This is a genomic window from Ramlibacter rhizophilus, from assembly GCF_004681965.1.
GTDB classification, from domain to species: Bacteria; Pseudomonadota; Gammaproteobacteria; order Burkholderiales; family Burkholderiaceae_C; genus Ramlibacter; species Ramlibacter rhizophilus.
This window is the reverse complement of the sequence record NZ_SMLL01000006.1, coordinates 275675-295281: the sequence shown is the minus strand read 5'-3', so window position 1 is coordinate 295281 and position 19607 is coordinate 275675. Positions and strand designations below refer to the sequence as shown.

Here is a 19607-nt window from a genome sequence, read left to right as displayed (position 1 = left end):
CACTCTACATGGGCTGGGCCTGGAAGCCGGCGGCGTGCAGGTCGTCCAGCACGGCCTGGATGTGGTCGCGGTTGCGCGTCTGCACCACCAGCTCGATCTCCACGTTCTGCGCCGCCAGCAGTGTGAACGCGCGCTGGTGGTGCACCTCCTCGACGTTGGCACCGGCGGCAGCGACGGTGGCTGTGATGCGCGCGAGCGAGCCCGGCACGTCGCGCGCGCTCACGCGGATGCGGGCCAGCCGCCCGGCGCGCACCATGCCGCGCTCGATGATGGCGGCCAGCAGCAGCGGGTCGATGTTGCCGCCGCACAGCACCAGGCCCACGCGCTTGCCGCGAAAACGCTCCGGGTACTTGACCAGCGCGGCCAGCCCCGCGGCGCCCGCGCCCTCGACCAGGGTCTTCTCGATCTCCAGCAGCATCACGATGGCCGCCTCGATGTCGCCTTCGTCCACCAGCAGGATGTCGTCCACGCGCTGCGCGATCACCGCCTGCGTGAGCTGCCCCGGCGTTCCGACGGCGATGCCTTCAGCGATCGAGCTCTGGCCCACCGGCAGGCTGGCGTGCTTGACCGCGTTGTACATGGTCGGAAAGCGCAAGGCCTGCACCCCGACCACCTCGATGCCGGGCCTGAGCGCCTTCATGGCCGTGGCCATCCCGGCGATCAGGCCGCCGCCCCCGACCGAGACCACCACGCAGTCCAGGTCCGGCACCGCCTGCAGCATCTCCAGCCCGACGGTGCCCTGCCCGGCGATGATGGCTTCGTCGTCATACGGGTGCACCAGCGCGAGGTCCTGCTCGCGCGCCAGCTGCAGCGCGTGCGCGCGCGCCTCGTCCAGGCTGTCGCCGTGCAGCACCACCTCGGCGCCGAAGCCCCGCGTGCGTTCGACCTTCACGCCGGGCGTGAAGCGCGGCATCACGATCACGGCACGCAGTCCCAGGCGCTGGGCGTGGTAGGCGACGCCCTGGGCGTGGTTGCCCGCGCTCATGGCGATCACGCCGCGCGGGCGGGGCTGCTGCTCGGCCAGCTGCGCCAGCTTGTTGCTCGCGCCGCGCTCCTTGAAGGACGCCGTGAACTGCAGGTTCTCGAACTTCAGGAAGACCTGGCAGCCGGTGATCTCCGACAGGGTGCGCGACTCCACGCAGGGCGTCTCCAGGACCTGGCCGCGCACCCGGTCGGCGGCGCGGCGGACATCGGCGAGTTCGATCATCGGCGCATTGTCGGTCCTCGCGCCCCGCCCCTCGATCCGGCCCTCCGGCCGCCTCCCACCGCCGGCCCAATCCATGTAGCATCGACCCGCGCCACTGCCCCAGGGCGGCCGGCCGGAGGCTTTCCATGGTCAAGCGTTCCATCGACGTGCAGGTCCTACCGTCCCCGGGTCTGGTCAACGCCCCGGTGCTGGACATGATGTGCTCGCATTTCGTGCTGACCCTGGCCGCACGCCAAGGGGCGAAATTCAATGTGCGGCGCGACCTCAACGGCCTGCTGTCCCTGTCCGGCCGCCACCTCGTCTGGCCCGCGCCCACCCTGGCACGCCTGCGCGAGTTCCTGGCCCGGCGCTGCAAGGACAACGAGTTCTGGCGTGGCCACGAGGCGCTGTCCACGCGCGAATTCCTGGAGCGCCACGGTGTCTGGCGCGGCCCCTACGAAGAAGGCACGCTGTTCTTCTACCTGGACGAATACGCCAAGGACCAGCCCAAGGACCTGCTGCACGTCCTGAGCCTCACCGGTGACTGGCTCACGCACGCGCTCAAGAAGCAGAGCACGCTGGTGGAAAAGAACATCGACGCGCTGGCCGGCCTGCTCCAGCTGAACAAGGCCGAACGCGCGCTGCTGCTGTACGGAACACTGGCGCGCTACCAGCGTGACCTGCGCAGCCTGCTGGTGGAGTTCAAGGTCAACAACGCGCCGGAGGCCTATGCCGCCATCGCGGAGATCGCGGGCGTCTCGCCCAGCGAAGTGGGCGAGGCGCTGCGCGCGGGCTCGCGCCTGGAACGCATCGGCCTGGTCGAGAACCTGATCTCCGAACACAACATCACGGACCTGGCCGACCTGATGAAGGTCAGCGAGAAGCTGCCGCCCGTGCTGATGCGCGAGTACCGCGACGAGGCCGAGCTGATGGCGGTCTTCACGCGCCCGGCCAGCAAGAGCACGCTGGGCCTGCAGGACTTCGCCTTCGCCCAGGAAGACGCGCAGGTGCTGTGCTCCCTGCTGAGCAACGCGGTCGCGCGCAAGGAGCCGGGCGTCAACGTGCTGCTGTACGGGCCGCCGGGCACCGGCAAGACCGAGCTGGCCAAGGTGGTGGCGCAGGCCGCGGGCCTGGAGCTGTACGAGGTGGAGTACGCCGACCGCGACGGCAACTCGCTCTCCGGCCGCGACCGCTACCGCTCGCTGCAGATCGCGCAGGTGTTCCTCAAGGGCAGTGCGCAGGCGGCGCTGCTCTTCGACGAGGTGGAGGACGTGTTCCCGCCCATCAGCACCGAAGCCGCGCAGCTGATGGCGCGCGCCGAGCAGGTGGTCGCGCCCACCAGCGGCAGCGTGAGCGGCAAGGCCTGGGTCAACCAGATCCTGGAGGCCAACGCGGTGCCCACGATCTGGGTCACCAACCGCATCGAGCAGATCGACCCCGCCTTCCGGCGCCGCTTCGCCTACCACCTGGAGCTGAAGTCACCCCCGCCCGGCGCGCGCGAGCAGCTGGTGCGCCGGTCGCTGGAAGGCGTGGCCGTGTCCGAGCCCTTCATCGCGCGCCTGACCGAGCGCAAGGGGCTCACCCCGGCGCAGATCCGCACGGCCGTGCGCTTCGCCGAGCTGGCGCGCTGCGAGGCGGTGGGGGTCGAGCCGCTGATCGAGCGCCAGCTGCGCAATGCGGACCTCGCGCTGGGCGTGCGGGACCAGCGCGCGGGCCAGCGGCGCAGCGTGACGGCCTACGACCTGGACATGCTGAACGTGGAATGCCGCTTCGAGGTGCCGCGCATCGTCGCGGCCCTGAAGGACCGCGGCCACGGCACCCTGTGCTTCTTCGGCCCGCCCGGCACCGGCAAGACCGCATTGGCCGAGTACATCGCGCAGGCGCTGCAGCGGCCGCTGCTGGTCAAGCAGGCCAGCGACCTCATGAGCAAGTTCGTCGGCGAGACCGAGCAGAACATGGCGGCCATGTTCCGCGAGGCCGAAGCCGAGAAGGCGGTGCTCCTGCTGGACGAGGCGGACAGCTTCCTGCAGGACCGGCGCGGTGCGCAGCGCACCTACGAGGTCACCGAAGTCAACGAGATGCTGCAGGGCATGGAGCGCTTCGACGGCATCTTCATCTGCACCACCAACCTGCTCGACCGCATCGACCAGGCGGCGCTGCGGCGCTTCACTTTCAAGATCAAGTTCCGACCGCTCACGGCGGCGCAGCGCGAGGCCATGTTCGTGGCCGAAGGGCTGGGCGGCGACGCGGCGCGCCTCGCGCCCGCGCTGGCCGCCCGGCTGGCGAAGCTGGACCAGCTGTGCCCCGGCGACTTCGCCGCGGTGAAGCGGCAGGTCGTGATCCTCTCGGCCGAGTTCAGCCCCGAGGAGTTCCTGGACCAACTGGAAGCCGAGCACCGCCTCAAGCCCGAGGTGCGCGAGGCGCGCAGCATCGGCTTCATGCAGTAGCCGTGCCTGCGGCTCAGGGGTAGAAGGGCTCGACTTTCCCCTTGAGGGTGATCAGCAGCGGCTTGCCGCGCCGGTCCAGGGTCTTGCCGGCCGGCACCTTGATCCAGCCTTCGCTCACGCAGTACTCCTCCACGTCGTGGCGTTCCTTGCCGTTGAAGCGGATGCCCACGTCGTGCTCGAACACGGCCGCCACATGGTGCGGGCTGCGGGGGTCGGCGCTGAGGCGGTCGGGGAGGTCGGGGCGGGTGGAAGGAGATTCAGACATGGCGGGATTCTCGGCGAAGGCTGGGTGCTGACCTCGCCCAACGTGGCGGACCACGGTTGAGCAGCGGATGGCTTCGATTTAGCATGCGATGTCAATCGAAAGGATTCGCATATGGACGCCGCATCGCGCAAGCCGTTCTTCAATCCCCGCGCCGAGGCGAATCGGCTCACCATGGCTCAACCGGGTGGCGACGCTGGCAGCGTCTCATCGGGAGAACAGGTTCCTGACGCCAAGAACCTGCGGGTCTCTCGGATGGCAGCCCCGGGGCCGCTCGGTGCTGCAGCGGGAGCCGCTGCGCGCCCCCTGCTTGGCCGACCCGTGAAAGCGGGTGCCCTCCCCTCCATGAGCGAAGACCTCCGACTGCGGCAGCTGATGCAGGAGGCGCTGCGACGAGGCGATGCGGACCGGGCGCGCGAAGCACTCGCGCCGTGGCTGGATCGAGACTCACCGGACCTGCGAGGCGCTTTGACTGTTCTCGCGGACGAGGCACAGGGTGGCTTCGACCGCAGAGCCTTGCAGGTCATCCGCGATAGCGTCCGACTTGTCGCCGCGAAAGCCTACGTCGAGGAGAAGCTGATTCCCGGCCGCCTGGGCGAGGTGATAAGCGGGGTGTTCGGCGGAGAACTCGAGGCCCGTTCAGCCGATCAGTTGGCTGCCGCACTGTCCGCGCTGAACAGCCTGGGCGAGCCGTGGCCCAGCAACATCACCGCCGCGGTGGAGCGGCACCTGTTAAGCATGGCGCCGGCACAGATTCAGGCGGTGGCCGACTACCTGCCCGAGGACCTCGTCGCTTTCGTACAGGGCCTCGTGAAAAGAACCTCCATGAAAGCGCTCGATCTCGGCCGCTTCTCGGCATTGATGCACGCCTGCTTCACCCGCCTGCATGGGCATGATTCCGGGGACGGGAAACATGCCTCGAAGCTGGGGAAGCCGGGGAAGGCGGGCGCGGCCTTCTTCAAGGCCGTGGTGCAGCATGTCCTGGCCGAAGAAAGCCCGCCGCCCTCGCCCAGCGCACGACGCTGGGCCGCTTCGCTGTATTCCACGCAAGACCCCGCCTGCATCCTGGGTCACGAGGCTGTCAGCATCGCCGCGCAGCACAGGCTGCTCGTTCTCGTGATGGCTTGCCAGCACCGCTTGCCTGAAGTGCCCGCGCTCCTGTTGCAAGGGCAACGAAACGCCCTCTTCGCGCAGCTGAAAGCGGCTGTGACTGCCGGGAATTGCGATGAGGCCCTGCGACGCAGGATCACGGGCCTGCTCGCAAGTGCGTACGATGGCCAGGCGGACCGTTGGCTCTCGAGCCTTCAAGACAGTGAGGTCGGTGCAGCCGACCGGCACGCCCGGTTCATCGAAGCCGAGCTGGAATGGCTACGCAGCCAGGTGGATCCGACGGGTGACCTGTACGAACCGAAGGCGGCGATGCGCAAGTCCCTGCTCGCCTTCCGGGTAGAGCTGCGGCAGGCAGCGCAGGCGGACATCGGACCGCGTTCTGAGCCAACCGCGCAAGTCTTCGACTAGGCGCAGCCCCGCACCACCCGCAGCACTTCCTCCCCATACGCCTCCAGCTTCTTCGCGCCCAGCCCGCTCACGCCCTGCAGGTCGTGCAGGTCCTGCGGGTCGCGCGCGGCAATGGCGGCCAGGGTGGCGTCGTGGAAGATCACGTAGGCGGGCAGGTTGTGCTCCCGAGCCACTTCGCCGCGCCAGGCCTTCAGGGCCTCGAAGCGCTGGCGCCCGCCTTCGGTCAGGCCCGCGGCCACCGCCGCCGCGGCCGGCCGGCCGGTGGTGGTGCGACGCCGCTTCGTCGCCGCCGTGGGCGTGGCCACGCCCTCACGCAGCTGGATGGTCTGCTCGCCCCGCAGCACCGCGCGCGAACCGGCCGTGAGCTGCAGGGTGTTGAAGGCCTGCGCGTCCACCGCCACCGCGCCGACCGCGATGAGCTGGCGCAGCACGCCGCGCAGCTGCGCCTCGCTGAAGGCCGCGCCGATCCCGAAGGTGCTGAGCTTTTCATGCCCGTGCTGCGTGACCTTGTCGGTGGCCTTGCCGCGCAGGATGTCCATGAGGTGCCCGGCCCCGAAGCTGATGCCGCTTTGCTGCTGCACGCGGTAGATGGTGGACAGCAGCATGCGCGCCGCCTCCGTGCCATCCCAGACCTGCGGCGGGTTCAGGCAGTTGTCGCAGTTGCCGCAGGGGCGGCTGGCCTCGCCGAAGTAGCCGAGCAGGCGAACGCGGCGGCAGTCGGTGGCCTCGGCCAGGGCCAGCAGCGCATCGAGCTTGCCGCGCATGACCTGCTTGAATTCTTCGGCGGCCGGGCTCTCGTCGATCATGCGGCGCTGGTTGACCACGTCCTGCAGGCCATAGGCCATCCAGGCGTCGGCCGGCAGCCCGTCGCGGCCGGCGCGGCCTGTTTCCTGGTAGTAGCCCTCGATGTTCTTGGGCATGTCCAGGTGGGCGACGAAGCGCACGTCGGGCTTGTCGATGCCCATGCCGAAGGCGATGGTGGCGACCATCACCACGCCTTCCTCGCGCAGGAAGCGGTCCTGGTGGCGCTGGCGCAGGCCCGCCTCCATGCCGGCGTGGTAGGGCAAGGCGTCCAGGCCGCGGGTCGCCAGCATGGCGGCCACTTCCTCGACCCGCTTGCGTGACTGGCAGTACACCACGCCCGCATCGCCCGCGTGCTCGGTCTCGATGAAGCGCAGCAGCTGCGCCGTCGCGTCCTTCTTCTCGACGATGCCGTAGGCGATGTTGGGGCGGTCGAAGCTGCTGACGAAGGGCTGCGCATCCTCCAGCTGCAGGCGCTCGACGATGTCGGCGCGCGTGAGCGCGTCGGCGGTGGCGGTGAGGGCGATGCGCGGCACGCCCGCATAGCGCTCGTGCAGCACGGTGAGCGCCCGGTACTCGGGCCGGAAGTCGTGGCCCCACTGGCTCACGCAATGCGCCTCGTCGATGGCGAAGAGCGACAGCAGCCCGCGCTGGTGCAGGGAATCGAGCTGGGCCAGGAAGCGCGGCGTGGTCACGCGCTCGGGCGCGGCATAGAGCAGCGTGATCTCGCCGGCGAGCATCCGGCGTTCGACCTGCCGCGCCTCGTCGGCCGTGAGCGTGGAGTTGAGGAAGGCCGCCTCCACGCCCGCTTCGTGCAGCGCGCCCACCTGGTCGTGCATGAGCGCGATGAGCGGCGAGACGACCACCGCCACGCCGTGGCCGGCGCGCTGGCGCACGATGGCCGGGATCTGGTAGCACAGCGACTTGCCGCCGCCGGTGGGCATGAGCACCAGGGCGTCGCCGCCGCCCGCGACGTGGTCGATGATGGCCGCCTGCGGGCCCCGGAACTGCTCATAGCCGAAGACCTCGCGCAGCACCGCCAGGGAAGGGGAAATGGAGGTGAGCAAGATGGCGGCGATTGTCCACCGAAGCCGGCGCCATTCTCGTGCGTTCGCCGCCACTTCCTACAATCGGCCGATGAACGCCATCCGCTACACCCGGGGCCAGGCGCTGGCCGACCTGCTGCCCCGGCGCATCGTCATCATCGACGGCGCCATGGGCACCATGATCCAGCGCCTGCGCCTGTCCGAGGAACAGGTGCGCGGCGAGCGCTTCAAGGACCACGGCAAGGACCTGCGCAACAACGGCGAGCTGCTCAGCCTCACCCGGCCCGACGTCATCCGCGACATCCACGAGGCCTTCCTGGCCGCCGGGGCGGACATCCTGGAGACCAACACCTTCGGCGCCACCTCCATCGCCCAGGACGACTATGCGCTGGGCGGCCTGGCGCGGGAGCTGAACCTGGCGTCCGCCCGCATCGCCCGCGAGGCCGCCGACCGCTTCGCCACGCCCGAGCACCCGCGCTTCGTGGCCGGCGCGCTGGGCCCGACGCCGCGCACGGCCAGCATCAGTCCCGACGTGAACGATCCCAGCGCCCGCAACGTGGACTTCGAGCAGCTGCGCGCCGCCTACCTGGAGCAGGTGCAGGCCCTGGCCGAGGGCGGCGTCGACCTGCTGCTGGTGGAGACCATCTTCGACACGCTCAATGCCAAGGCGGCGCTCTTCGCCATCGACGAGTACTTCGAGCAGTCGGGCGAGCGCCTGCCGATCATCATCAGCGGGACGGTCACCGACGCGTCCGGCCGCATCCTGAGCGGCCAGACCGTGCAGGCCTTCTGGTACAGCGTGCGCCACGCCCGGCCCCTGGCGGTGGGCCTGAACTGCGCGCTCGGCGCGGCCCTCATGCGGCCCTACGTGCAGGAGCTCGCGCGGGTGGCCGAGGACACGTTCATCAGCTGCTACCCCAACGCCGGGCTGCCCAATCCCATGAGCGAGACCGGGTTCGACGAGACGCCCGAGGTCACGTCGCGCCTGCTGGGCGAGTTCGCGGCCGAGGGCCTCATCAACATCGTGGGCGGCTGCTGCGGCACCACGCCCGCGCACATCGCGGCGATCCGCGACACCGTGGCGCCGCAGACCGCGCGGGCGCTGCGTCAGCCCGCCTTCTACCGCGACGCGGCCTGAGCGGCCTCGCCCTCCGGGGCGTCGAGCGCCGCCAGAGCCAGCAGCGTCTCGCCAATGTCTCCGGCAACTTCCTGCAAGGCCTCGTCCGCCCCACCGCCGGGGGACGCGTCCTGCTTCAGCAGGCGCTCCGCACGGGCGGCCGCCTCCGACAGGCGCTGGGCGCCCAGCGTGGCCGCCGAGCCCTTGAGCGTGTGCAGCAGGCGCACGGCCTCGGGCTGGGGCACGGAATTCAGGAGACTGGGCAGGCGCGCGGCGATGCCGCGCAGGCTTTCGGCGAAGCTGGGCACCAGGCGTTGGTAGAGCGCCTGGTCGCCGCCCAGCCGCTCCACGGCCGCGAAGACGTCGAGGACCGCGGGACCGTTCTCGGGAACCGGCTGGCTGTCCAGCGGCACCGGGGCTGACGCCGACTCGCTCGCCGTGCCGGGGCGCACGTGGCGCAGCAGCGTCCCCACCAGCTCGTCGATGTTGAAGGGCTTGCCCACGTGGTCGTTCATGCCGGCGGCCAGGCTTTCCACCCGGTCGCTCTCCAGCGCATTGGCGGTCATGGCGATGATGGGCAGGCGCCAGTTGCCCAGCTCCTCGCGCACCGCCCGGGCGGCGGCGTGGCCGTCCATGACCGGCATCATCACGTCCATCAGCACGGCGTCGAAGCGCTCGGGATGGCGGCGGATCCGCTCCAGCCCCTGCCGACCGTCTTCGGCCAGGTCGACTTCGGCGCCCTGGCTCGCGAGCAGCTCCTGCGCCACCTGCTGGTTGGTCGCGTTGTCCTCCACCAGCAGCAGGCGCATGCCGGCCAGCGGCCGGCTGCCGCGAGCCGGCGCCGATGCGGTTGCGGGCCGTATCGGTGCGGCCGTTGCGCGTTCCAGCGCGTCCTGCAGCATGGCCGCCGTGACCGGCTTGACGAGGAAGCCGTCGAGCAAGGCCTGCTCCTGCTCCGAGCGCTGGCTGAGCATTTCGCGGCCATAGGCCGTGACCATGACCACCAGCGGGGCGCTGGCGCCGGCGGGCAGCGCGCGGATGCGGGCGCTGACCTGCCAGCCGTCCATGTCGGGCATGCGCCAGTCGATGAACACGGCGTCGTAGGCCGGCGCCTTGGCGAGCAGGGCCAGCGCCTCCGCCGCGCTGGATGCGAGGTCCACCACCCAGCCCAGCCCGCGCGCCATGGTGCCCAGGCTTTCGCGCGCTTCGGCGTTGTCGTCGACCATCAGCACCTTGTGGATGCGGCGTGCCGCGCCCGGCGCACGGGCGAGGGGAAGCTGCGCGGGCACGGGCAGGTCCAGCTCGAACCAGAAGCGGCTGCCCTGGCCCGGCGCGCTCTCCAGCTGCAGGCGGCTGCCCATGAGCGCCAGCAGTTTCTGGCAGATGCCCAGGCCCAGGCCGGTGCCGCCGAACTCCCGCGCCGTGCTCGCGCTGCCCTGGTCGAAGTCGCTGAAGATGCGCTGCTGCGCCTGCGCGGACAATCCGATGCCGGTGTCGCGCACCGAAATTCGCAGGCGGGCCATGCCCTCGGTTTGCGACAGCAGGTCGATCTGCAGGACGACTTCGCCGCGTTCCGTGAACTTGATGGCGTTGCCGCCCAGGTTGATCAGCACCTGCCGCAGCCGCAGGTCATCGGCCAGCAGGTGGGACGGCAGCTGCGGGTCCAGCTCGAACAGCACCTCGACGTCCTTGGGCCCCACGTTGGCGGCGAAGATGACCGACAGATCGCGCAGCAGGTCCTCCAGCGCGAAGACGCGGGGGGCTAGGCTCATCTTGCCGGCCTCGATCTTGGCCAGGTCCAGGATGTCGTTGAGCAAGGCGAGCAGCGACTGCGCCGCGCGTCCGGCCTTGTCTGCGTAGTCGCGCTGGCGAGTGTCCAGGGCGGTCCCGCGCAGCAGGGCCAGCATGCCCATGACGGCGTTCAGCGGCGTGCGGATCTCGTGGCTCATGCTGGAGAGGAAGCGGCTCTTGGCCTGGCTCGCCTCCACGGCATGGTCGCGGGCGCGCCGCAGCTCCGTCACGTCCAGCGCCAGCACGAAGAAGCCGCGCACCTCGCCCGACTCCTGGTCCGGCAGGTAGTGCAGCTGCCAGGTGGTCGTGCGCCCCGCCGCATCGGTCGCCTCGTGCTCGAAGTACTGGGGTTCGCCCTGCAGCACCCGTTCCACGTGGGGCAGCAGCTCCTCGTAGAAGGCTTCGCCGAAGATTTCAGCCGAGAGGGGCTGACCCTTGAGCGTCTCGGGGCTGCGGCGGAAGACCTCGCAGAAGCGCCGGTTGACGAAGCGACAGCGCCGATCGCGGTCCCAGTAGGAGACACGGCCGGGCAGGTTGTCCGCGATGATGCGCATCAGGTGCTCGCTGTCCTGCAGGCGCAGCTCCGCTTGCTTGCGGCGCGTGATGTCGGTGGCGATGCAGATGAAGCCGCTGACGCGGCCTTCGTTGTCGCGGGTGGGCTGCAGCTCGTTGTCGGTCCAGTAGCGCACGCCATCGCGCAACTGGTTCTCGACTTCGAAGCGGCGCGCTTCCCGGCGCAGGATGGCGACCTGCAGCTCCCGCCGCGCGGCTGGGTCGACCCCGGCGATCTCGGGCAGCGTGCTGGCCTGGCGGCCGACGCACTCGAGGGCGCCCAGGCCGGTGAGCCGCTCGAAGCCGGCGTTGGCCCACAGGATGTGCCCTTGCAGGTCCAGGCCCAGCACGGCCCGCGAGGTGCGCTCCACGACCCGGGCCATGCGCTGCAGGTCGGCCGTCATCTCGGCGGCCAGCTGGCGCGCGCGGCTTTGCGCGGACATCAGCAGCCAGGACGCCAGTGCCAGCAGGGCACTGAGCAGCGTGCCGCCCAGCCCGATGACCAGCGAGAGCTTGCCACCCTGGCCCAAGCCCAGTGCGGGCGTGGCCGCCGCGCGCAAGATGAGCGTGCGCTCGCCCAGCTTCAGGGGCAGCTCGCGGCGCAGGTTGGTTGGGGTGGCGACCGGCGGATGCGAGGGCGACATCGTGCGGCTGTCGAAGAGCAGCGTGGCCGGCGTCGCCGACTCGCCGTCGAACAGCTGGAAATCCAGCCAGGGTCCGATGAACTCGGCCAGCTTGCCCATCACGTCCCGGATGCGCAGCGAGGCGAAGACGAGCTGGACCGGGTCGCCCGCTGCAGTGGCGGGCGCCACCACCATCCATCCGATGTCCTCGCCTGAAGCATCGAAGCGCACGGGCCCGCTGAGCGTGACCTGCCCCGTACGCAGCGCCTCCTGCACGGCCTTCAGGCGCGCGGGATCGGCGCGCAGGTCCCAGCCCACCAGGGCGGCGTTCGCCTCCAGCGGCTCCACGGTCCGCACCACCATCATCGGCCCCGGTTGCGGCGCGGCCCGCAGGGAGAAGCCCGGGCTGCCCAGCGCATGCTGGCGCGCCACGAAGGCGGCCGCGGATTCGGCGTCCACCTGCTCGATCACGCCCAACCCCGCCACGCCGGGGAAGTAGCGCGAGGTTTCGCGGCCGTCGATGTAGGCGCGAAACTGCGGGTGCGACAGATCCGGCGCCGCCTGCAGCGTTGCCCGGGTGCCCTTGAGCACGTGCTCGACGACCTGCATGCGGCGCTCGAGTTCCGATGTCAGCCGCTCGGCCTGCAGCCGGAACCGCATCTGCGTCTCCGCCTGCACGCTGGCGCGGGCGCCCAGCGCCGCCGCGATGGTGACGCCCAAGCCCCCCAGGAAAATGACCGCGCAGACCAGCTTGGGGCGCAGGGCGCGCTCAGGCGACGGCACGGGCACGCGCCGCTGGCGCGGCAGGCTGGGGATGAAGGACATCGGCACGAGGGAGGTGATTTCTGACTCAGCCGCAGCTTCTCATGTCCGGGCGCCCCAACCGCGTCGCGGAGCCGGCAAAGGCTTCGGTAGAATCACGCCTCCTCAAGGAGCGTTGCAGCGGCGAGACAGGTTTTCGCCGTCAGGCTTGAGAGCATTCCCAACGGCGCTCACCTCGCGTTTGGCCGGCCCCGGCCGCTTCCGCAGCAGGTGAACCATGCCCGACACAGCCTCCATTCCCGTCCCACCCCTGCGCCTGTGCGGGCTCGAGCCCCTCAGCGTGGAAACCGGGTCCCTGTTCGTCAACATCGGCGAGCGCACCAACGTCACCGGCTCGCGTGCCTTCGCGCGGCTGATCCTGCAGGGCGAGTTCGAGCAGGCCCTGGCCGTGGCGCGCCAGCAGGTGGACAACGGCGCCCAGGTGATCGACGTGAACATGGACGAGGCCATGCTGGACAGCAAGGCCGCCATGGTGCGATTCCTGAACCTGATGGCCAGCGAGCCCGACATCGCGCGCGTGCCGGTGATGGTGGACAGCTCCAAGTGGGAGGTGATCGAGGCCGGCCTGCGCTGCCTGCAGGGCAAGGGCATCGTGAACTCCATCAGCCTCAAGGAAGGCGAGGCCGAGTTCCTGCGCCAGGCCCGCCTGATCCGCCGCTACGGCGCCGCCACGGTGGTCATGGCCTTCGACGAGCAGGGCCAGGCCGACACCTTCGCGCGCAAGACGACGATCTGCGAACGCGCCTACCGGCTGCTGGTGGATCAGGTGGGCTTCCCGCCCGAGGACATCATCTTCGACCCCAACATCTTCGCCATCGCCACCGGCATCGAGGAGCACGACAACTACGCCGTGGACTTCATCGAGGCCACGCGCTGGATCAAGCAGCACCTGCCGGGCGCCAAGGTCTCGGGTGGCGTGTCCAACGTGAGCTTCTCCTTCCGCGGCAACGACCCGGTGCGCGAGGCCATCCACACGGTGTTCCTCTACCACGCCATCCGCGCCGGCATGGACATGGGCATCGTCAACGCCGGCATGGTGGGCGTGTACGACGAGCTGGAGCCCATGCTGCGCGAACGGGTCGAGGACGTGGTGCTCAATCGGCGGCCTGACGCGGGCGAGCGCCTGGTCGAGATCGCCGAGCAGGCCAAGGGCGCGGCGCGCGACGAGGGCAAGCGCAACGAATGGCGCGCCGCGCCCGTGGCCCAGCGCCTGTCGCACGCATTGGTGCACGGCATCAACGACCACATCGTCACCGACACCGAGGAGGCGTACCAGGAGGTGCTGGCCCGGGGCGGGCGCCCGCTGCATGTGATCGAAGGGCCGCTCATGGACGGCATGAACATCGTGGGCGACCTGTTCGGCCAGGGCAAGATGTTCCTGCCGCAGGTGGTGAAGTCGGCGCGCGTGATGAAGCAGGCCGTGGCCCACCTCATCCCCTACATCGAGGAAGAAAAGAAGCAGCAGGAAGCCGCCGGCCAGGACGTGCGGGCCAAGGGCAAGATCGTCATCGCCACAGTCAAGGGGGACGTGCACGACATCGGCAAGAACATCGTCACGGTGGTCCTGCAGTGCAACAACTTCGAGGTGGTGAACATGGGCGTGATGGTGCCCTGCCACGAGATCCTGGCGCGCGCCAAGGTGGAAGGCGCGGACATCGTGGGCCTGTCGGGCCTGATCACGCCCTCGCTGGAGGAGATGCAGGTCGTGGCCAGCGAGATGCAGAAGGACGAGCACTTCCGCCTGCGGAAGATCCCGCTCCTGATCGGCGGGGCGACCACCAGCCGCGTGCACACGGCCGTGAAGATCGCGCCGCACTACGAGGGACCGGTGGTCTACGTGCCCGATGCCTCGCGCAGCGTGGGCGTGGCGCAGAGCCTGCTGTCCGAGCAGGCGAGCCGCTACATCGCCGAGGTGAATGCCGACTACGAGAAGGTGCGCCAGCAGCACGCGAACAAGAAGCGCGCGGTGCTGTGGCCGCTGGCGCAGGCCCGCGCGAACCGCACGCCCATCGACTGGGCCGGCTACACGCCGCCGCGTCCCAAGTTCCTCGGCCGCCGCGTCTTCCGCAATTTCGACCTCGGCGAGCTGGCCCGCTACATCGACTGGGGACCGTTCTTCCAGACCTGGGACCTCGCGGGACCGTTCCCGGCCATCCTGAAGGACGAGGTGGTGGGCAGCGAGGCGGTGCGCGTGTTCTCGGACGGCCAGCGCATGCTCAAGCGCCTGGTCGAGGGGCGCTGGCTCACCGCCAGCGCGGTCATGGGCTTCTGGCCGGCCAACAGCGTGGACGATGACATCGAGCTCTACACCGACGAGACGCGGCGGCAGGTGGCCATGACCTGGTGGGGCCTGCGGCAGCAGACCGAAAAGCAGGCCATCGAGGGCGTGATGCGTCCGAGCCGCGCGCTGGCCGATTTCGTGGCGCCGCGCGGCGTCGCCGACGACTACGTGGGCCTGTTCGCCGTGACCGCCGGCATCGGCGTGGAAGCCAAGGAGAAGTACTTCCTGGACGACCACGACGACTACTCGGCCATCATGCTCAAGGCCCTGGCCGACCGCCTGGCCGAAGCCTTCGCCGAATGCCTGCACGCGCGGGTGCGGCGCGACCTGTGGGGCTATGCGGCCGACGAGCAGCTGTCCAATGAAGACCTGATCCGCGAAAAGTACCGCGGCATCCGCCCGGCGCCGGGCTACCCCGCCTGCCCGGACCACAGCGTCAAGCGCGAGATGTTCGAGCTGCTGAACGCGCGCGAGATCGGCATGGACCTCACCGACAGCCTGGCCATGACGCCGGCGGCGAGCGTGAGCGGCTTCTACATCGGCCACCCGGAGGCGCGCTACTTCAACGTCGGCCCGATCGGCCCGGACCAGGTGGAGGACCAGGCGCGTCGGCGAGGGGTGGAGCGAGCCCAGCTGGAGCGGCTGCTGGCGCCCAACCTCTAGATTTGCCCGGGTAAGGTTCCCGGCTGCTCGGAGTCCTCCCTTCCAAGTTCGCTGCACGACAAGCTGGGAGGTAGCCCGGCGGCGGCGTCTTCGTCGGGGTCTGGCCAGGCGACAAGTGTGGCGATCGTCGGGGCCCTGGCCGACGTGCACGGCGCCGGCAACACCCGCACATCCGGCCGAGCGGTGAGGGCAGGCGGTGTGGAAATGACCAACTCCTCGTCGGCGGCGCGCTGCAGCCTCGGCATTGGCGGCTCCTGCCGCGGCCGGCCAGCGCCCAGTACCGACAGCACAAGGCGCAGCACGCCGGTGAGCGCCACGGCCGCCGCATGATCCAGCTCCCACGCGCGTGTCTGCGCGGATCCCAAGGGCCACGCCGAGATTCCGGCCTCACCGCGAACGAAACCGAGCAGCACCGCCACGGCCATGCCGCAAGGCGCCAGCACGGTCTCCGAGCGGGCGAGCAGGGCGGGTGCGCCCGCACCGCAGCAGCGGCCTGCTGCCATCAAGGTCCGCGCCACCAGTCCGCTGCCGGGGTCGAGCGGCGCGCGCTCCCGGCTGCTGCGCCGCAGGTCACGCGCCGCCAGGAGCGCGTCGGCCGCGCTCACCAGCGCGCTGAGCGCATAGAGCGCCAGCAGCCAGCGCGTGCGGTCCGGGACCGGCTCGTCCGCGTCACGCGCCAGATGCTCCAGCACCACGGCGCCGGCGAGTGCGCCACCGGCGCTGCACAGGGCCACGAGGCCGATGCCGACATCGACGAGGCCTTCTCGCAGGCGGGCGGCGCAGCACTGGCGAGGCATCTCCGTGAGGCCGGCGCCGCGGGGCGGCGTGAGCTGCGCCGGTGCTTCGTCGAACTTGTCGTCCCCCCGGGCGAGAGCCGGCCCGGACCGTGCCACAGGGGTGGCCTGGTGCCTGGCCACGCTAAGCACGACCGGCTCCCCTTGCGAGTCGCTCGATGCCCGCTTGCGCGTACGGAAGCACTTGCGCATCCGCCGGCGCCGCCGATGCGCTGGCGAGGCAGCGACGGTACGCCTCCAGCGCCGCCGCATGCTCGCCCAGGCGTTCCATGCACTCCCCCAGCCGCAAAGCGCAGCCCGGCTGCTGCGGATCGAGCAGGAGCGACTGCAGGTAGTGGGGCACGGCCCGTTCGTGCTGGCCTTCGAGCTGCAGCGCCAGCCCGAAGGCGAACTCGAAGCGCGCGTCCCAGGGATTGAGGGCCACCAGCTCCGCCAGCGCCGGCAGGGCTTCGTGCGCATCGCCGTCCATGAGGCGCCGGCGCGCGTCCTCGTAGCGCGCTTCGAGATGCTCCGGGCTGATGCGGCGCAGGTGCGACAGGCTCAGGCCATCGACGAGAAAGGCCTGCACCAGGCGCTCGATCGCCGGGCGCCGCGGCTCGGGCGGCGGTGGTGCGGCGGAGGCGCGGGCGCGGGTGTCGGACAGGTTCACGGAGCTTCTCCCTGGGGTTGCGGAAGCGTGGAAGCTATCGGTTGGGTCTGACGACTGGCTGGCGCGGCGTCAAGATTGACAGTGGTGCGCCTCCCGGCCTAGTGTCCTGTCCCAGCCGCTTTCGACAAGCCGCGGCGCAGCTGGATGGCCTCCGCCAAGTGCGGAGCGGCAACGCGCGCCTCGCCCGCCAGGTCGGCGATGCTGCGCGCCACCCGCAGCACCCGATGGGTGGCCCGGGCGCTCCAGCCCAGGCGCGTGGCGGCGGACTGCAGGAAGCTGCGCGCCGGGGCATCCAGGGCCGCGTGCTCGTCGAGCGGTGCGCCCGCGAGGGCCTGGTTGGGGCACCCCTGGCGCGCGATCGCCCGTTCGCGGGCCGCGATGCAGCGTGCCCGCACCTGCGCGCTCGACTCGCCGCTCGCGGCCTCCAGCAGCTCTTGCGGCGCCAGGGCCGGCACCTCGACCTGCAGGTCGATGCGGTCCAGCAGCGGTCCGCTCAAGCGGCCCTGGTAGCGGGCGACCTGGTCCGGGCTGCAGCGGCAGGCCTTGTGGGCGCAGCCCAGCCAGCCGCAGGGGCAGGGGTTCATGGCCGCGACCAGCTGGAAGGCCGCCGGGAACTCGGACTGGCGCGCGGCCCGCGCGATATGGATGCGGCCCGTCTCCAGCGGCTCGCGCAGCGCCTCCAGCGCCGCGCGCGGAAACTCCGGCAGCTCGTCCAGGAACAGCACGCCCTGGTGGGCCAGCGAGATTTCGCCCGGCCGGGGCGGGCTGCCGCCGCCCACCAGGGCCACCGCGCTGGCCGAGTGATGCGGACTGCGGGTGGGTCGGCGCGACCAGTGCTCCAGCCGGAAGCCGCCGGCCAGGCTCGCCACGGCCGCACTCTCCAGCGCCTGCAGCACCGTCATCGGGGGCAAGAGGCCGGCGAAGCGCTGGGCGAGCATGGACTTGCCCGAGCCGGGCGGACCGACCAGCAGCAGGGCATGGGCGCCGGCTGCGGCGATCTCCAGCGCACGCCGCGCCGCGGCCTGGCCCTTGACCTCGGCGAGGTCCGGGCCGGTTTCCGCGGGCGCCGGCGCCGGGGGTGCCGGGCGCTGCAGCCCGGCGGGCGGGCCTCCACCGTCCGCGTCCGTGGCGGCGGGTCGGAAGTGCTGCACCACCTCCAGCAGGTGCGCGGCGCGCCAGACCTGGGCTCCCGGCACCAGCGCGGCTTCCTCGGCACTGTGTGGCGGCAGCACCAGCGCCACGGGCTCCGCGCTCGCGTGCAGGGCCAGGCTCATCGCCAGCGCGCCCCGCACGGGCCGCAGCGCTCCCGCCAGCGAGAGCTCGCCCATGAACTCGTGGCCTTCCAGCGCCGCCGCATCCAGCTGGCCGCTGGCCGCAAGGATGCCCAGCGCGATCGGCAGGTCGTAGCGGCCGGTGTCCTTGGGCAGGTCGGCCGGCGCCAGGTTCACGGTGATGCGCTTGTTGTGCGGGAAGTCCAGCCCGCAATTGAGCAGGGCCGAGCGCACGCGCTCGCGCGCCTCCTTGACCTCCACGTCGGCCAGGCCCACCAGCGTGAAGCTGGGCAGGCCATTGGCCAGGTGCACTTCCACGGTAACGGGTGCGGCGTGCATGCCGAGCAGCGCGCGGCTGCGGATCGAGGCCAGGCTCATGCTTGTTTCTCCGTGCGGGCGGCATCTTAGTCCTTTGGACCTCACGCTCTTCGATGGTGCGCTGGGGCGCCGCACGCACGCCGCTGGTGCGTTACTGGCCGTCCGGCGCCCGGCACCGGTGCGTCCTTGCGCGACCGTGCGCACCGGTGGTGTCAGCCATGCACCGGAGTGGCCCGCTGCAGGCAAGCCCTTCTCGACCGCACTGGCACGCCTCGTGCTAGCAGCCCCTTGCGCTTTCCCTACCAAATCCAACCCAGTCCCAAGCACGGAGAAAAACATGTCCCTCAGAGCTGCTGCGCTTCTGTCCACTCTGGTCCTGTCCGGCACCGTCTTCGCCCAGACGGCGGCGCCGGCGCCCGACTACACGGTCTCGTACAACATCGGGGTCGTGAGCGACTACCGCTACCGCGGCATTTCGCAGAGCGCCAAGCGCCCGGCCCTGCAAGGCGGCTTGGACGTGGCGCACTCCAGCGGCTTCTATGCGGGCCTGTGGGGCTCCACCATCCGCTGGATCGAAGACAGCGCGGCGCCGAGCCTGGACGGGAAGGTCGAGATCGACCTGTACGGCGGCTACAAGGGCGCGCTGACCGACTCGGTCGGCTACGACCTGGGCGGCCTCTTCTACTGGTACCCCAACAACAACCTGTCCACGGTCACCGGCGAGAACGCCAACACCTTCGAGCTTTACGGTGCACTGAGCGCCGGCCCGGCCACGATCAAGTACTCGCACGCCATGACCACGCTCTTCGGCGCGGCCAACAGCAAGGGCAGCGGCTACCTGGACCTGTCGGCCACGTTCGACCTGGGCAACGGCTTCAGCGTGGTGCCGCACGTGGGCTGGCAGCGCATCGACAACTTCGGCACGTACCGCGACTACGCGATCACGCTGGCCAAGGACTTCGGCGACGGCTTCGTCGGTTCGGCCGCCGTGGTCGGCACCAACTGGGACGACCGCTTCGGCGCGCCCGCCACCCTCGTGGGCAGCGGCAACCGCGACCTGGGCAAGTCCGGCCTGGTGCTCGGCCTGAAGAAGACCTTCTGAACCGTTCCCCCTCAAGGAGCTTCCATGAAACTCGTCACCGCCATCATCAAGCCCTTCAAGCTCGACGAGGTGCGTGAGGCCCTGTCGGCGATCGGCGTGCAGGGCATCACCGTCACCGAAGTCAAGGGCTTCGGGCGCCAGAAAGGCCACACCGAGCTCTACCGGGGCGCGGAGTACGTGGTCGATTTCCTCCCCAAGGTGAAGATCGAGGCCGCCATTTCCGACGACCTGGTCGAGCGCGTGATCGAAGCCATCGAAGGCTCGGCCCGCACCGGCAAGATCGGCGACGGCAAGGTCTTCGTCTACGACCTCGAGCAGGTCATCCGCATCCGCACCGGCGAGACCGGCAAGGAAGCCCTTTGAA

General features: G+C 70.4%; 13 protein-coding genes and 1 riboswitch. Of the genes, 6 read left to right on the top strand and 7 right to left on the bottom strand.

Features of this window, described 5'->3' with window-relative positions:
- Positions 1–4 precede the first annotated feature (4 nt).
- Positions 5–1207, bottom strand: coding sequence for a threonine ammonia-lyase (locus EZ242_RS16345; RefSeq protein ID WP_135286251.1), 1203 nt, complete (start codon positions 1205–1207; stop codon positions 5–7).
- A 125-nt stretch (positions 1208–1332) separates the two neighbouring features.
- Here EZ242_RS16345 and EZ242_RS16340 point away from each other — a divergent pair, with 125 nt between their 5' ends.
- Positions 1333–3633: an ATP-binding protein gene (locus EZ242_RS16340; RefSeq protein WP_135286250.1), complete on the top strand. Its 2301-nt coding sequence runs from the start codon at positions 1333–1335 to the stop codon at positions 3631–3633.
- Between the two features lie 13 nt (positions 3634–3646).
- Here the strand turns inward: EZ242_RS16340 and EZ242_RS16335 are convergent, their stop codons facing one another.
- Positions 3647–3898, bottom strand: coding sequence for a DUF3297 family protein (locus EZ242_RS16335; RefSeq protein ID WP_135286249.1), 252 nt, complete (start codon positions 3896–3898; stop codon positions 3647–3649).
- Between the two features lie 342 nt (positions 3899–4240).
- Between EZ242_RS16335 and EZ242_RS16330 the strand changes: the two genes are divergently transcribed.
- Positions 4241–5413 carry a hypothetical protein gene (locus EZ242_RS16330; protein ID WP_167784823.1) on the top strand — a complete coding sequence of 391 codons (1173 nt, stop codon included), beginning with the start codon at positions 4241–4243 and terminating at the stop codon, positions 5411–5413.
- Here EZ242_RS16330 and recQ read toward each other — a convergent pair.
- Complete coding sequence (gene recQ, locus EZ242_RS16325; RefSeq protein WP_420821257.1) at positions 5410–7281, bottom strand: DNA helicase RecQ; 1872 nt, start codon at positions 7279–7281, stop codon at positions 5410–5412. The two genes, EZ242_RS16330 and recQ, sit on opposite strands and share 4 nt — an antisense overlap.
- Positions 7282–7351: 70 nt before the next feature.
- Between recQ and EZ242_RS16320 the strand changes: the two genes are divergently transcribed.
- Entirely contained in the window at positions 7352–8398 is a 1047-nt protein-coding gene (locus tag EZ242_RS16320; RefSeq protein ID WP_135286247.1) for a homocysteine S-methyltransferase family protein, read from the top strand.
- Here the strand turns inward: EZ242_RS16320 and EZ242_RS16315 are convergent.
- On the bottom strand, positions 8380–12168 hold the full coding sequence (locus tag EZ242_RS16315) for a CHASE domain-containing hybrid sensor histidine kinase/response regulator (RefSeq protein WP_135286246.1): 3789 nt from the start codon (positions 12166–12168) through the stop codon (positions 8380–8382). The genes EZ242_RS16320 and EZ242_RS16315 overlap by 19 nt on opposite strands.
- A 98-nt stretch (positions 12169–12266) precedes the next feature.
- Positions 12267–12344: riboswitch (S-adenosyl-L-homocysteine riboswitch) on the top strand.
- Positions 12345–12382: 38 nt separating this feature from the next.
- Between EZ242_RS16315 and metH the strand changes: the two genes are divergently transcribed.
- Positions 12383–15109, top strand: coding sequence for a methionine synthase (metH, locus tag EZ242_RS16310; RefSeq protein WP_135286245.1), 2727 nt, complete (start codon positions 12383–12385; stop codon positions 15107–15109).
- Here metH and EZ242_RS16305 read toward each other — a convergent pair.
- From EZ242_RS16305 to EZ242_RS16295, 3 genes are all read right to left on the bottom strand, one after another.
- Positions 15106–16035 carry a hypothetical protein gene (locus tag EZ242_RS16305; protein WP_135286244.1) on the bottom strand — a complete coding sequence of 310 codons (930 nt, stop codon included), beginning with the start codon at positions 16033–16035 and terminating at the stop codon, positions 15106–15108. The genes metH and EZ242_RS16305 overlap by 4 nt on opposite strands.
- Positions 16028–16552, bottom strand: coding sequence for a CDC27 family protein (locus EZ242_RS16300; protein WP_135286243.1), 525 nt, complete (start codon positions 16550–16552; stop codon positions 16028–16030). Before EZ242_RS16300 ends, EZ242_RS16305 begins: the two co-directional genes overlap by 8 nt.
- 98 nt (positions 16553–16650) lie before the next feature.
- Positions 16651–18201: a YifB family Mg chelatase-like AAA ATPase gene (locus EZ242_RS16295; protein ID WP_135286242.1), complete on the bottom strand. Its 1551-nt coding sequence runs from the start codon at positions 18199–18201 to the stop codon at positions 16651–16653.
- Between the two features lie 277 nt (positions 18202–18478).
- Between EZ242_RS16295 and EZ242_RS16290 the strand changes: the two genes are divergently transcribed.
- Together EZ242_RS16290 and glnK are read left to right on the top strand one after the other, a co-directional pair.
- Positions 18479–19243, top strand: a complete 765-nt coding sequence (locus EZ242_RS16290) for a TorF family putative porin (protein WP_135286241.1) — start codon at positions 18479–18481, stop codon at positions 19241–19243.
- A 24-nt stretch (positions 19244–19267) separates the two neighbouring features.
- Positions 19268–19606 (top strand): P-II family nitrogen regulator, encoded by a 339-nt coding sequence (gene glnK / locus EZ242_RS16285; RefSeq protein ID WP_135286240.1) that lies wholly within the window; start codon positions 19268–19270, stop codon positions 19604–19606.
- The last annotated feature ends 1 nt before the right edge of the window (position 19607 follow it).

Excerpts from the sequence above, each read along its gene's own strand:
- EZ242_RS16345 (WP_135286251.1), bottom strand. The coding sequence starts at position 1,207 with ATGATCGAACTCGCCGATGTCCGCCGCGCCGCCGACCGGGTGCGCGGC.
- EZ242_RS16340 (WP_135286250.1), top strand. The coding sequence starts at position 1,333 with ATGGTCAAGCGTTCCATCGACGTGCAGGTCCTACCGTCCCCGGGTCTG.
- EZ242_RS16335 (WP_135286249.1), bottom strand. The coding sequence starts at position 3,898 with ATGTCTGAATCTCCTTCCACCCGCCCCGACCTCCCCGACCGCCTCAGC.
- EZ242_RS16330 (WP_167784823.1), top strand. The coding sequence starts at position 4,241 with ATGAGCGAAGACCTCCGACTGCGGCAGCTGATGCAGGAGGCGCTGCGA.
- EZ242_RS16320 (WP_135286247.1), top strand. The coding sequence starts at position 7,352 with ATGAACGCCATCCGCTACACCCGGGGCCAGGCGCTGGCCGACCTGCTG.
- EZ242_RS16315 (WP_135286246.1), bottom strand. The coding sequence starts at position 12,168 with ATGTCCTTCATCCCCAGCCTGCCGCGCCAGCGGCGCGTGCCCGTGCCG.
- metH (WP_135286245.1), top strand. The coding sequence starts at position 12,383 with ATGCCCGACACAGCCTCCATTCCCGTCCCACCCCTGCGCCTGTGCGGG.
- EZ242_RS16295 (WP_135286242.1), bottom strand. The coding sequence starts at position 18,201 with ATGAGCCTGGCCTCGATCCGCAGCCGCGCGCTGCTCGGCATGCACGCC.
- EZ242_RS16290 (WP_135286241.1), top strand. The coding sequence starts at position 18,479 with ATGTCCCTCAGAGCTGCTGCGCTTCTGTCCACTCTGGTCCTGTCCGGC.
- glnK (WP_135286240.1), top strand. The coding sequence starts at position 19,268 with ATGAAACTCGTCACCGCCATCATCAAGCCCTTCAAGCTCGACGAGGTG.